Genomic DNA, 12,240 nt, shown 5'->3' with positions numbered 1-12,240 from the left:
TGATGAGCGGGGTTCTGGCGATGCGTACAGTGGTGTTTGGTGCCTCGGGCTATGTCGGGTCCAATCTGGTTCCGGCTCTGGTGTCCGCCGGTCACGTCGTCCGTGCCGCCGCCCGCCGCCTTGAGGCAATCGAGGCGCGGGAATGGCCCGGTGTCGAGTGTGTCCAGGCCGACGCCTTGCGTCCCGAGACTCTGGCGGCGGCCTTGGTCGATATCGATGTCGCTTATTACTTGGTTCATTCGATGGCGGCGGGGAGTGATTTCCCCGAGATCGACCGCCGGGCCGCCCTTGCCTTTCGCGACGCGGCGGCAAAAGCGGGGGTGGGGCGGATCATTTATCTGGGCGGGTTGCAGCCCAAAGGAGGGCGTTCGACCCATCTGGCGTCGCGCTCGGAAACCGGCGATGTGCTGCGAGGCGGCTCGGTGCCGGTCACCGAAATTCGGGCGGGAATCATTATCGGTCCCGGCTCGGCGGCGTTCGAGGTGATCCGCGATCTGGTGTTCCATCTGCCCGCGATGGTAACCCCCAAATGGGTTCATTCCCGCTCGCAGCCGATCGCGCTCGACGATATTTTGACCTATCTGATCAAGCTCCCCGACTTTGCCCAGTCCGCCGGTGAAATCTATGATGCGGGCGGGCCAGAGATTTTGACCTATCAGGACATGATGCATGAGTTCGGCGATCTGGTCGGCCGTCATCCGGTGATTGTCCCGGTTCCGTTTTTAACGCCGCGTCTGTCGTCTTATTGGCTGGCTCTGGTGACGTCGGTCCCCGCCAATATCGCCCGCGCCTTGATCGGTGGATTGGAACACGACGTGCTGGCCGACGATGCGGCGATCCGCGCCCTAATCCCGCTTCCGTTGAAAGCGTACCGCGACGCGGCCCAGGCGGCCCTGGATGCCGAGCGGACCGCCAGCGAGCCGCCCCGCTGGGTCGAAGGATCAATGCGGCATCGGCAAAACCGTCCCGATTTCGCCTATTACGCCAAATTCTATCGGGCCGAGGCGACCGCGACGGCGTCGGCAGAGGATGTCTGGGCCCAGATCGTCCGGATCGGTGGCGATAACGGCTATTACTTTCTCGATTCGCTGTGGCAGGCGCGGGGAATGATCGACGGCCTGTTGGGGGGCGTCGGGATGCGCCGGGGACGTCCGTCGTCCGAGACGGTCGTGGTCGGCGACGTGATCGATTTCTGGCGGGTGATCACCGTTCAACCGCTCAAGCGCTTGACCTTGCTGGCCGAGATGCGTCTTCCCGGATCGGCAACGCTTGATTTCGAAATCAGTCCGGCCGGGCCGGGCCGGGTTCTGATTACGGTGACGGCCTATTTCCATCCTGCCGGGTCGCTGGGCATCACCTATTGGAATGCGCTGCTTCCGGTCCATGCCGCCATTTTCCATGGGCTGGTGCGCGAGATCGCCCGTCGGGCCGTTGCCTCGTCGTAACCGCTCCAGGCCAAGCTGAACCGAGATGAATATTAGGAGAAACGCAAGTCTGGCGCACTCCGATTGAAATTACAGAATATCCCGGACACGGTCTACTTTGTCGCATCATGGCGGTGCGGCATGGGGCCGTGCTGTGTAAGAATTCGTGATCGAGATAACTTTCCCCTCTTTGCAGCGACGCGGATTGTGCGTTACCCTTCAGACGGGTGGCGGTTTCCCGAGGCAAAATGGGTCGCTCGCACGCTCTAATAATAAAAAAAGATTGGTAGGCACGACACGTCGAGGAGAGATAGCCGATGAGCGCTCAGATCGAGACGTTCTACGAGTTGATCCGTCGTCAGGGTATTACCCGTCGAAGCTTCGTGAAATTTTGTAGTCTGACGGCGGCCAGCCTTGGACTTGGTCCCACCGGTGCGGCCTCGGTGGCCCAGGCGCTGGAAACCAAGCCGCGCGTGCCGGTCATCTGGATGCATGGGCTGGAGTGCACCTGCTGCACCGAAAGCTTCATCCGCTCGGCCCATCCGTTGGCCAAGGATGTCGTGCTGTCGATGATCTCGCTCGACTACAACGACACGATCATGGCTGCGGCCGGTCATCAGGCCGAGGCGATTTTGCAGGAAACCCGGCAGAAGTACAAAGGCCAGTACATCCTGGCCGTCGAGGGCAACCCGCCTTTGAACGAGGACGGGATGTTCTGTATCGACGGCGGCCGTCCCTTCGTCGAACGGCTGACCGAAATGGCCAGCGACGCGATGGCGGTGGTGGCCTGGGGGACGTGCGCCTCGTGGGGCTGCGTCCAGGCGGCCAAGCCCAATCCCACCCATGCGGTGCCGATCGACAAGGTGATCCGCAACAAGCCGATCGTCAAAGTCCCCGGCTGCCCGCCGATCGCCGAGGTGATGACCGGCGTCATCACCTTTGTGACGATGTTCGGGCGTTTGCCCGATCTCGACCGCCAGGGGCGGCCGAAGATGTTCTATTCCCAGCGTATCCACGACAAATGTTACCGCCGCCCGCATTTCGACGCGGGTCAGTTCGTCGAGGAATGGGACGACGATGGCGCGCGCAAGGGCTTCTGTCTCTACAAGATGGGGTGCAAGGGGCCGACCACCTACAACGCCTGTTCGACGACACGGTGGAATGGCGGGGTGTCTTTCCCGATCCAGTCGGGGCACGGTTGTATCGGGTGTTCCGAGGACGGATTCTGGGACAAGGGGTCGTTCTATGACCGCCTGACCGGGATCAATGCCTTTGGGGTCGAGCGCAATGCCGACCAGATCGGTCTGGCCGCGGTTGGCGTGGTTGGCGCGGGTATCGCCGTCCATGCCGGGATTACCGCCGTGCGCCAGCTGACCACCAAGCCTCGGGACAATATCAAGACAATATCGTCCGATCCGACCAATCCGAACGCCGGCTGACAGGGGGATACATCGTCATGGGCGCCCAGACACCGAATGGCTTTTCCCTCGACGCGTCCGGCAAGCGGATCGTCGTCGATCCCGTGACCCGGATCGAGGGTCATCTGCGCGTTGAAGTCAACGTCGACGAGCGCAACGTCATCCGCAATGCCGTTTCGACCGGGACGATGTGGCGGGGGATCGAAGTGATCCTGAAAGGACGCGATCCCCGCGACGCCTGGGCCTTCACCGAGCGGATTTGCGGCGTGTGCACCGGCACCCACGCTTTGACCTCGGTCCGGGCGGTGGAAAACGCGCTGGGGATCAGCATCCCGGAAAACGCCAACACCATCCGCAACCTGATGCAGCTGGCCCTTCAGGTCCACGACCATCTGGTGCATTTCTATCACCTCCACGCCCTCGACTGGGTCGATGTGGTGTCGGCGTTGAAGGCCGATCCCAAGGCGACCTCGGCGTTGGCGCAATCGATCTCGCGCTGGCCGATGTCGTCCCCCGGCTATTTCAAGGATCTTCAGACCCGGCTGGGCAAGTTCGTCGAATCCGGCCAGTTGGGTCCGTTCAAGAACGGCTATTGGGGCCATCCCGCCTATAAACTGCCGCCCGAGGCCAATCTGCTGGCGGTGGCCCATTACCTCGAAGCGCTCGATTTCCAGAAAGAAATCGTCAAGATCCACACGATCTATGGCGGCAAGAACCCGCACCCCAACTGGCTGGTCGGCGGCGTGCCCTGTTCGATCAATGTCGATGGGACCGGGGCGGTCGGCGCGATCAATATCGAGCGGCTCAATCTGGTGTCGTCGGTGATCGACCGGGCCCTGGAGTTCGTCGAGCAGGTCTATCTGCCCGATGTCGTCGCGATCGGCGGGTTCTACAAGGACTGGCTGTATGGTGGCGGGCTGTCGTCGAAATCGGTGATGTCCTATGGCGACATTCCCGAATATGCCAACGATTACACCGATAAAAGCCTGCTGTTGCCGCGCGGCGTGATCCTGAACGGCAATCTGAAGGAAATCCACGAGATCGACCTCAATGCCCCGGATCAGATCCAGGAATTCGTCGCCCATTCCTGGTACACATATCCGGACGAGACGGTCGGCCTGCATCCCTATGACGGGGTGACCGAGCCCAATTACCAGCTTGGCCCGAAATCGAAGGGCAGCAAGACCGACATCCAGTCGATCGACGAATCCGCCAAATATTCCTGGATCAAATCGCCGCGCTGGAAGGGCAACGCCGTCGAGGTCGGCCCGCTGGCCCGCTACATCATCGGCTATGCCCAGGGCAAGGCGGAGTTCAAGGAACCGACCGACAAGCTTTTGTCCGATCTCGGTTTGCCGCTGACGGCGCTGTTCTCGACGCTGGGCCGCACCGCTGCCCGCGCTCTGGAATGCCAGTGGGCGGCGCACAAGATGCGTTATTTCCAGGACAAGCTGATCGGCAGCATCAAGGCGGGCAATCTGTCGACCGCCAATGTCGATAAATGGGACCCCACCACTTGGCCGAAAGAGGCCAAGGGCGTTGGTTTCACCGAAGCGCCGCGCGGCGCGCTCGGCCATTGGATCCGGATCAAGGATACCAAGATCGACAATTACCAATGTGTCGTTCCCACCACCTGGAACGGCAGTCCGCGCGATCCCAAGGGCAATATCGGCGCGTTCGAGGCCTCGTTGCTCGACACCCCGGTGGCCGATCCCAACCAGCCGCTGGAGATCATCCGCACGCTGCATTCCTTCGACCCCTGTCTTGCCTGCTCGACCCATGTGATGAGCCCGGACGGACAGGAAATGGCCAAGGTCACCGTGCGCTGAGGCGCACGGTGACCCCCGTACCATCCACCGTCACGACATCAACCCAAGTCGGAAGGGGAACGGCCATGCAGGAAGTGACCAAACTCCAAGGGGCGATCGACAGCCAGGGCGAGCGCGCCGTCAGCCGCCAAACCGTCTATGTCTATGAAACGGCGGTTCGGCTGTGGCACTGGATCAACGCGCTGGCGATTACCGTGCTTTGCATCTCTGGTTATCTGATCGGCTCGCCGCCGCCATCGGTGCCGGGCGAGGCCAGCGCCTATTATCTGATGGGCTATATCCGCTTTGCTCATTTCTCCGCCGGATACGTGCTCGCGATCGGGTTCTTGTTCCGGCTGTATTGGGCCTTTGTCGGTAACCGCTATTCCAAACAGATCTTCGTTCCGCCGGTGTGGAACAAGCTGTGGCGGTGGGGACTGGTCTATGAGCTGAAATGGTATCTGTTCCTGGTCAAAGACCCGAAAAAGTATATCGGGCACAATCCGTTGGGCCATGCGGCGATGTCGAGCTTCGTCGTCGTGCTGATCTTTATGATCTGCTCGGGCTTTGCGTTGTATTCGCAAGGGGCGGGCAACGATAGCTGGCAGTTCGCGCTGTTCGGCTGGGTGTTCAGCATCTGGCCCAACGCCCAGGACGTCCATACCTGGCACCATCTCGGGATGTGGTCGATCGTGATCTTTGCGATCATCCACGTCTATGCCGCAATTCGTGAAGACATCTTGTCGCGTCAAAGCACGATCTCGTCGATCGTCTCGGGCGAGCGCGTGTTCCGCGACGATTTCCGGAACTAAAGCGGTGGAGACGACGATTCAAACCGCCGATGCCAGGATTCTGGTTCTTGGCATCGGCAATATCTTGTGGGCCGACGAAGGGTTCGGAGTGCGGGCGGTGGAGGAATTCCACCGCCGCTATGCCTTGCCGGACGGGGTTACCTTGCTCGATGGCGGGACGCAGGGGCTGTATCTCGTCCAGTTCGTCCGCGAGGCCGACCGGCTTTTGGTGTTCGACGCGATTGATTACGGGCTCGAGCCCGGTACGGTGAAGATCGTCCGCGACGACGAGGTGCCGAAATTCACCGGCGCGAAGAAGATGAGCCTGCATCAGACCGGCTTTCAGGAGGTGTTGAGCGCGGCCGACCTGCTCGGTTCGTACCCGCGCCATCTTGCCCTGGTCGGCTGCCAGCCGCTCGATCTCGAAGATTGGGGCGGGCCGCTGACGCCCCCGGTGCGGGCGGCGCTGGAGCCTGCGCTCAAGGCCGCGCTGTCGATCCTGGCCGAATGGGGCATCGTCGCCAGCCCGCGTCCGGAGGGCGACGAGGGGCCGGGCTTGCTGTCCCACGATATCGATTCCGTCAATTTCGAACGCCGCGCCGGGGAGTAATGGGGATGTGTATCGGACTGCCGATGCGGGTGGTGGGGGGCGACGCGTACTTTGCCGAATGCGACCGCCGTGGCGCCTCCGAGCGGGTTTCGCTGATGCTGGTCGGGCCGCAGCCGCCCGGGACGGCGCTGCTGGTCCATCTCGGCTCGGCGGTGCGGGTGCTCGACGACGACGAGGCGCGGCTGATCGACGACGCCCTGGACGGAGTCGCCGCCGCCGCCGAAGGGCTGCCGTTCGACCATCTGTTCGCCGATCTGATCGACCGCGAGCCGCAATTGCCCGACTTCCTGCGCCCCAAGACGGCTTCGGGTGCGTAACAACGATCCTGGAGAGACACGGATGATGCTGGATCGGTTGGAGGAAAGCGCGGGGAACCGCGCCCCATCGCTGGCGTTTCTGTCCAGAGCCGGAGCCGAGGAGGCGGTGGCGCGCTGTCCCCGCGTCGCTGCTTTGTTGCCCCGTCTGGCCGAGGCGCTGGCGGCGCGGGGGGCGGGGGAGGCCGATCACCGTTTCGATCTGGCCGGGCTCGACGAATTGGAACTGACCCTGATCGCCGACGTGTTGGGCGAGGGCGAGGTCTCGGCCATCGTCACCCTGCCCGACGGGCTGGTCGTCCAGATCGAGGAAGCGGTGATGGCCGGGCTGTGGCGGGTCCGTTGCGTCGATGCCGACGGGCGGATTGTCGCCGATAGCCTCGACGTCGCGGCGATCCCCGAAGCGGTGCGCGGCGCCGCGCTGATGCTGACCCAGCCCAATATCTGGCTGGAGGCTCCGCTCGACGGTCTGTCCACCGCCGCCGTGCTGATCGCCGAGTTGCGCGCCCATCTCGAAACCTGGCGTCCGGGCCAGCCCAACCGGATTGTCACCATTTCGCATTTGCCGGTGCCGCAGGAGGACATGACCTTTCTGCAAGACCGGCTCGGCACCGGCCCGGTCCAGATCTTGTCGCGCGGCTATGCCCGATGTCGGGTGGTCTCGACCGCGACCCGCCATGTCTGGTCGGTGCAATATCTCGATCCCAACGGCGCGGTGATGCTCGATACGCTGGAGGTCGGCGACGTCCCGGCGGCGGCGGCGGCGACCGACGAGGACATTGCCGATTCGGCCTTGCGGCTGGCCGAGATCGAACGGACCTATTTCACATGACCGATCCGGCGCGCGAGGTGGCCGAGCGGCTGGACACGCTCTATCGCGCCATCGATGCGCGGGCGATGCGGGGCCTGCCGATCCACAATCCGTGCCTGGAGGTGCAGACGGTCGGTTTTCGTCCCTATCGGGGCTGGGCGCTGGGGGCGCTGGTGACTCCGTGGTTCATGAATCTGGTGCTGGCCGCCATCCCGGCCGGGCCGCCGCTCCCCGCCGCCGGGCCGGGCGAGTCCCACACTCTCGATCTGCCGGTTGGGTCGCTTGAGTTCGTTGTCGGCGACGTCGAGGGATTCGGGCGGCTGGATTCGCTGTCGCTGTTCTCGCCGATGGCCTCGTTCGACGATCCGGCGGTAACGCGGGTGACGGCGGCGGCGGCGGTGACGGCGCTGTTCGAACCGGTGCCGTCCGGCACCGCCGCGACCCTGGCCGCGCCCCGCAACCGCCGCGACCTTCTGTTCGGGCGGGGAGCCGCCGCGTCGTGACCGCGCCGTTTTCCGCCGGTTGCGTCCGTATCGCCGCCACCCTGGCCGATGATGGAGCCGTTGCCGCCGCCCGCGTCGCCTGCGAGCGTCCACAAAGCCTGGGAGCCCTGTTCGCCCGCCACCCGCTCGACCAGATTCCCGATCTGGTCGGCCGTCTCCATGCGTTGTGCGCGGTGTCGCAGGCGCTGGCGTCGCGGGCGGCGCTGGCGGCGGCGGGAGCGGGACTCGACCCGGTCGATGCCCTGGCGGTGCAGCCCCGTCTCGCCGCCGAGCGTCTGGTCGAATTGCTGCGGGCGACCGCGATTGGCTTTGCCGACGTGGTGACGCCCGACGCGGAAGAAACCGGGGCGCTGCGTCAAATCCTGGCCGCCGGGGCGGTCCGTCTGGCCGGGAGGGCGGCCGAAGGGGACGGTGCCGCGATTGCGGCGGGGCTGGACCGGCTGGGGGTTGCCGCCGCTCCGCCGCCGGGCTCGTGGGCGGCCCGCATCGCCTGTTGTGCCGCCGAAATCGCCGTTTCCGAGGACGCCCCGGTCGATCCGCTTGGCCCCGCCGACGATCAGGCAGTGGTTGCCGCGCTCAGTCAGGCGGGCGAGGCGTTCGCGGCGCGTCCCGCTCTGCCCGGTCGTCGGGTGCAGACCGGCCCACTCGCCCGCTCGGTTCTGGCCGCCCGCCCGCTCCGGTCGCCGCTGTCGGCTCGCTTCGCCGAGATCGCCCAGGCGGGGCGGTTGCTGGCCGGGGAGGAGCCACCCGAGGCTTCCTGGTTGCGGTCGGATCGGGTCGGCCCCGGCATCGGCTTTGCCGCCGTCGAAAGCCCGCGCGGGCGGCTGCATCACCTTGTTGCCCTCGACCGCGACGGCGGGCTGGCCCGCTATCTGATCCTGGCCCCCACCGAATGGACCTTTGCCCCCGACGGGCCGTTCGCCGCCGCGCTGACCCGTCTGCGTCCAAGCGCGAGCGTCCCCGCCGAGCGCAGCATCGCCCGGCTGGCGACGTTGTTCGACCCCTGTGTCGCCTGCGAGATCGAGGTGAGCCATGCATGAGATGGCCCTGGCCGAAGGCGTGGTCGATCTGGTCGAGGACGCCGCCCGCGCCAACGGGGTGACGCGGATCAAGACGGTGGTGATCGAGATCGGTGCTCTTAGCCACGTCGCGCCCGAGGCGCTGCTGTTCTGCTTCGACGCGGTCAGCCGCGACAGCGTTGCCGCAGGCGCGCGGCTGGAGATCGTCGCGGTGGCGGGGGCGGGCTGGTGCCTCGATTGCGGCAAGACCGTTCCGCTGACCGAGCGGTTTGGGGCCTGCCCCGAATGCGGGCGGCATCATGTCCAGATGACCGTCGGAGACGAAATGCGAGTCAAGGAAGTGGAGGTGGGATGATGTGCACCGTTTGCGGCTGCGGCGAAGCGTCGGTCGAGACCGGCAAGGACAAAGCGGGCCATGCCCACACCCATGACCACACGCATTCCCATTCCCACCCGCATCAGCACGGGCACGGTCATAGCCACGATCACGCTCATGAGCATACGCACGACCATAGCCACGATCACGACCACGATCATGGGCATGACCATACCCATCCCCACGATTACGGCCGTGGCCCGGCGGGGGTGCATGTGCCGGGCCTCAGCCAGGAGCGGATCGTCCGGATCGAGCGCGATATCTTGTCGAAGAACGATGCCTTGGCGGCGGCCAACCGGGTCCGGCTGGCGGAGTTGGGGGTGTTCGCGCTCAATCTGGTGTCCAGCCCCGGTTCGGGTAAAACCAGCCTGTTGGTTCGCACCATCACCGATCTGGCCGATAAGCTCCCGCTTGCGGTGATCGAGGGCGATCAGCAGACCTCGAACGATGCCGCCCGCATCCGCGCCACCGGGGTAGCCGCGATCCAGATCAATACCGGCAAGGGCTGCCATCTCGACGCCCACATGGTCGGCCATGCCCTGGACGATCTGCCGCTGGCGGCGGGCGGGGTGCTGTTCATTGAAAATGTCGGCAATCTGGTCTGCCCGGCGGCGTTCGATCTGGGCGAGGCCCACAAGGTGGTGGTGCTGTCGGTGACCGAGGGCGAGGACAAGCCGCTGAAATATCCCGACATGTTCGCCGCCGCCGATCTGATGCTGCTGAACAAGTCCGATCTGTTGCCCCATCTTGAGTTCGACGTCGCCGCCTGTGTCGCCAACGCGCTCAGGGTCAATCCCCGGCTGAAGATACTCCAGGTCTCGGCCCGCACCGGCGAGGGATTAGGCGCCTTTCTCGATTGGATCGGGGCTGGCGTAGCGATGGCTCGGGCCACGGCGAAGGCCGCCGCGCCAGCGTGACCCGACGCGATGCGACGGTGAGGCGGGAAGCAATCCGGCTCCGTGGGCGGGTCCAGGGCGTCGGGATGCGCCCCTTCGTGTTCGGTCTGGCCGAGCGGCTGGGGCTGGCCGGATTCGTCTGCAACGATGCCGAAGGGGTGGCGATCGAGGTCGAAGGCCGGGCGATTGACGCCTTCGCGGCGGCGCTACGGGCCGAGGCCCCGCCGCTGGCCCGGATCGACGCAGTGGAGCGCCGCCCGCTCCACGCCTGCGGCGGTACCGGCTTTGTTATCGCCGCCAGCCGGGACGGCGGCGCGGTCGCCACCGCGATTCCCGCCGATGCCGCCATGTGCGAGTCCTGCCTGGACGATCTGTTCGATCCAGCCAGCCGGTTTTACCTCTATCCCTTCGTCACCTGCACCCAATGCGGGCCGCGCTTCACCATCACCCGCGCCGTCCCCTATGACCGTCCCAACACCGCGATGGCCGGGTTTGCCCTGTGCCCGGACTGCGAGCGGGCTTACCGCGATCCCCACGACCGCCGCTTTCATGCCGAGCCGCTGGCCTGCCCAATCTGCGGGCCGAAGTTAAGTTCCCCCATCGCCGCGATCGGGGCGGCGTTGCGGGCCGGGCAGATCGTCGCGGTGAAGGGGATCGGCGGCTTTCACCTGATGTGCGACGCCCGCAACGAGGACAGCGTCGCCGCCCTGCGTCGCCGCAAATCCCGCGATGCCAAGCCGTTCGCGGTGATGGTCGCCAATCCGGCTTCGCTCGACCGCTTCGCGATCCCAGAGGCGGCCGAGCGGACCCTGATCGCGGCACCGTCGCGGCCGATCGTGTTGATGAGGCTGCGGCCCGGCACCCTGGCTCCCTCGGTCGCGCCGTCGCTGGCGCGGGGCGGCTTCCTGCTGCCCTATGCCCCACTGCATCATCTGATCTTTCACGATCTGGCCGGGCGGCCCGAGGGACGGGACTGGCGGGATCAGGCCCAGCCGATGGCGCTGATTGCCACCAGTGCCAATCCCGGCGGCGAACCGCTGGTGGTCGAGGATGAAGAGGCGCGGCACCGTCTGGCCGGGATCGCCGATCTGATCGTCACCCACGACCGCCCGATCCTGATCCGGGCCGACGATTCGGTAATGGGGATCGCGGCGGGCGGGCCGGTGTTTTTGCGCCGGGCCCGTGGCTTTGTCCCCGATCCGATTGATCTGGGCGGCGACGGGCCGTGCGTGCTGGGGGTGGGGGCGCATCTGAAGGCGACGGTGACGCTGACCCGGGGCCGTGAAGCCTTTGTCTCGCAGCATATCGGCGATCTCGACACCGCCGAGACGCTGCGATTCTACCGCGAGACAATCGCCCATTTGGCGCGGGTGCTCGACGTTTCGCCCGAGATCGTCGCCTGCGATTTGCATTCCGATTACGCCTCGACCCGCTATGCCGAGAGCCTTGACCGTCCCCTGGTGCGCGTGCAGCATCATGCCGCTCATCTCGCCGCGATTGCTGCCGAGCATCGCCAGACCGGCCCGGTGCTGGGGGCCGCGCTCGACGGTCACGGGCTGGGCGACGATGGCGGCAATTGGGGCGGCGAATTGATGATCGTCGAAGGTGCCTCGTGGCGGCGGATCGGCCACCTTCGCCCGCTGGCGCTGCCGGGTGGCGACCGCGCCGCCCGCGAGCCCTGGCGGATGGCGGTGGCGGCGTTGTATGCGATCGGGCAGGCCGAGAGTGCGGCGGCGCGCTTTGCCGATATCCCGCTGGCGGCGGCGCTGGTGGGGCGGGTTGCCTCGGCCCCGACCACCACCAGCCTCGGCCGCCTGTTCGATGCCGCCGCTGCTCTGCTCGGCCTGCGCACCCATCAGGAATACGAGGGGCAGGCGGCGATGGAATTAGAGGCGCTGGTATCCGAGCCGCAACAACTTCCCGACGGCTATGTCCTGGCGGACGATGTGCTGGATTTCACCCCGCTGCTGGCGGTGCTGGCCGCGCCGGGGATCGACCGCCGGGCCGGGGCCGAGCTGTTCCACGGTACCCTGATCGCCGGGCTGGCCGCCTGGATCGCCCAAGCCGCCGCCCGTCTGGGGACCAATGCGGTCGCGCTGGGCGGCGGCTGTCTGATGAACCGGGTCCTGGCCGAGGGGCTGAGTGTCGCGCTGGCGCGTCAGGGGCTTTCGCCGCTGCTGGCGCGTCAGGTGCCGTGCAATGATGGCGGTCTGTCGCTGGGCCAAGCCGCGATGGCGCGGATTTGGGCCGGATCGGCCCGGTAAAGGAGA

At 65.7% G+C, this 12,240-nt stretch carries 12 protein-coding genes; all 12 read left to right on the top strand.

Going from position 1 to position 12,240, the window contains the following annotated elements:
• Positions 1-2 precede the first annotated feature (2 nt).
• The 12 genes from BLW40_RS08775 to hypF all read left to right on the top strand — a co-directional run bounded on the left by BLW40_RS08775 (position 3) and on the right by hypF (position 12,234).
• A complete protein-coding gene (locus BLW40_RS08775; protein ID WP_244511112.1) occupies positions 3-1,445 on the top strand; it encodes an SDR family oxidoreductase in 1,443 nt (480 codons plus the stop codon).
• 296 nt (positions 1,446-1,741) lie between these two features.
• A complete protein-coding gene (locus tag BLW40_RS08770) occupies positions 1,742-2,863 on the top strand; it encodes a hydrogenase small subunit (protein ID WP_074767646.1) in 1,122 nt (373 codons plus the stop codon).
• Between the two features lie 17 nt (positions 2,864-2,880).
• Complete coding sequence (locus BLW40_RS08765; protein WP_074767644.1) at positions 2,881-4,671, top strand: nickel-dependent hydrogenase large subunit; 1,791 nt, start codon at positions 2,881-2,883, stop codon at positions 4,669-4,671.
• A 65-nt stretch (positions 4,672-4,736) separates the two neighbouring features.
• Complete coding sequence (gene cybH, locus BLW40_RS08760; protein ID WP_074767642.1) at positions 4,737-5,462, top strand: Ni/Fe-hydrogenase, b-type cytochrome subunit; 726 nt, start codon at positions 4,737-4,739, stop codon at positions 5,460-5,462.
• Between the two features lie 4 nt (positions 5,463-5,466).
• The gene (locus BLW40_RS08755; protein ID WP_244511111.1) at positions 5,467-6,051 is read left to right on the top strand and encodes a HyaD/HybD family hydrogenase maturation endopeptidase; all 585 of its coding nucleotides are present in this window, start codon (positions 5,467-5,469) and stop codon (positions 6,049-6,051) included.
• A gap of 5 nt (positions 6,052-6,056) precedes the next feature.
• Positions 6,057-6,368, top strand: a complete 312-nt coding sequence (gene hypC, locus BLW40_RS08750) for a HypC/HybG/HupF family hydrogenase formation chaperone (protein ID WP_074767949.1) — start codon at positions 6,057-6,059, stop codon at positions 6,366-6,368.
• 22 nt (positions 6,369-6,390) lie between these two features.
• Positions 6,391-7,197, top strand: coding sequence for a hydrogenase expression/formation protein (locus BLW40_RS08745; RefSeq protein ID WP_074767640.1), 807 nt, complete (start codon positions 6,391-6,393; stop codon positions 7,195-7,197).
• Positions 7,194-7,679, top strand: a complete 486-nt coding sequence (gene hybE, locus BLW40_RS08740; RefSeq protein ID WP_074767638.1) for a [NiFe]-hydrogenase assembly chaperone HybE — start codon at positions 7,194-7,196, stop codon at positions 7,677-7,679. Before BLW40_RS08745 ends, hybE begins: the two co-directional genes overlap by 4 nt.
• Positions 7,676-8,719 carry a nickel-dependent hydrogenase large subunit gene (locus BLW40_RS08735; RefSeq protein WP_074767636.1) on the top strand — a complete coding sequence of 348 codons (1,044 nt, stop codon included), beginning with the start codon at positions 7,676-7,678 and terminating at the stop codon, positions 8,717-8,719. Before hybE ends, BLW40_RS08735 begins: the two co-directional genes overlap by 4 nt.
• A complete protein-coding gene (gene hypA, locus BLW40_RS08730) occupies positions 8,712-9,053 on the top strand; it encodes a hydrogenase maturation nickel metallochaperone HypA (protein ID WP_074767634.1) in 342 nt (113 codons plus the stop codon). Before BLW40_RS08735 ends, hypA begins: the two co-directional genes overlap by 8 nt.
• Positions 9,053-9,991, top strand: a complete 939-nt coding sequence (hypB, locus tag BLW40_RS08725) for a hydrogenase nickel incorporation protein HypB (protein ID WP_074767945.1) — start codon at positions 9,053-9,055, stop codon at positions 9,989-9,991. Before hypA ends, hypB begins: the two co-directional genes overlap by 1 nt.
• Complete coding sequence (hypF, locus tag BLW40_RS08720) at positions 9,988-12,234, top strand: carbamoyltransferase HypF (protein WP_074767947.1); 2,247 nt, start codon at positions 9,988-9,990, stop codon at positions 12,232-12,234. The genes hypB and hypF overlap by 4 nt, the downstream gene beginning before the upstream one ends.
• The last annotated feature ends 6 nt before the right edge of the window (positions 12,235-12,240 follow it).

This window comes from Magnetospirillum fulvum, assembly GCF_900108475.1.
Classification (GTDB): Bacteria; Pseudomonadota; Alphaproteobacteria; order Rhodospirillales; family Magnetospirillaceae; genus Phaeospirillum; species Phaeospirillum fulvum_A.
Note: the sequence above shows the minus strand (reverse complement) of the source record. Positions and strands in the feature narration are given on the sequence as shown.

Excerpts from the sequence above, each read along its gene's own strand:
- hypB (WP_074767945.1), top strand. The coding sequence starts at position 9,053 with ATGTGCACCGTTTGCGGCTGCGGCGAAGCGTCGGTCGAGACCGGCAAG.
- cybH (WP_074767642.1), top strand. The coding sequence starts at position 4,737 with ATGCAGGAAGTGACCAAACTCCAAGGGGCGATCGACAGCCAGGGCGAG.
- BLW40_RS08745 (WP_074767640.1), top strand. The coding sequence starts at position 6,391 with ATGATGCTGGATCGGTTGGAGGAAAGCGCGGGGAACCGCGCCCCATCG.
- BLW40_RS08770 (WP_074767646.1), top strand. The coding sequence starts at position 1,742 with ATGAGCGCTCAGATCGAGACGTTCTACGAGTTGATCCGTCGTCAGGGT.
- hybE (WP_074767638.1), top strand. The coding sequence starts at position 7,194 with ATGACCGATCCGGCGCGCGAGGTGGCCGAGCGGCTGGACACGCTCTAT.
- hypC (WP_074767949.1), top strand. The coding sequence starts at position 6,057 with ATGTGTATCGGACTGCCGATGCGGGTGGTGGGGGGCGACGCGTACTTT.
- BLW40_RS08765 (WP_074767644.1), top strand. The coding sequence starts at position 2,881 with ATGGGCGCCCAGACACCGAATGGCTTTTCCCTCGACGCGTCCGGCAAG.
- BLW40_RS08775 (WP_244511112.1), top strand. The coding sequence starts at position 3 with ATGAGCGGGGTTCTGGCGATGCGTACAGTGGTGTTTGGTGCCTCGGGC.
- hypA (WP_074767634.1), top strand. The coding sequence starts at position 8,712 with ATGCATGAGATGGCCCTGGCCGAAGGCGTGGTCGATCTGGTCGAGGAC.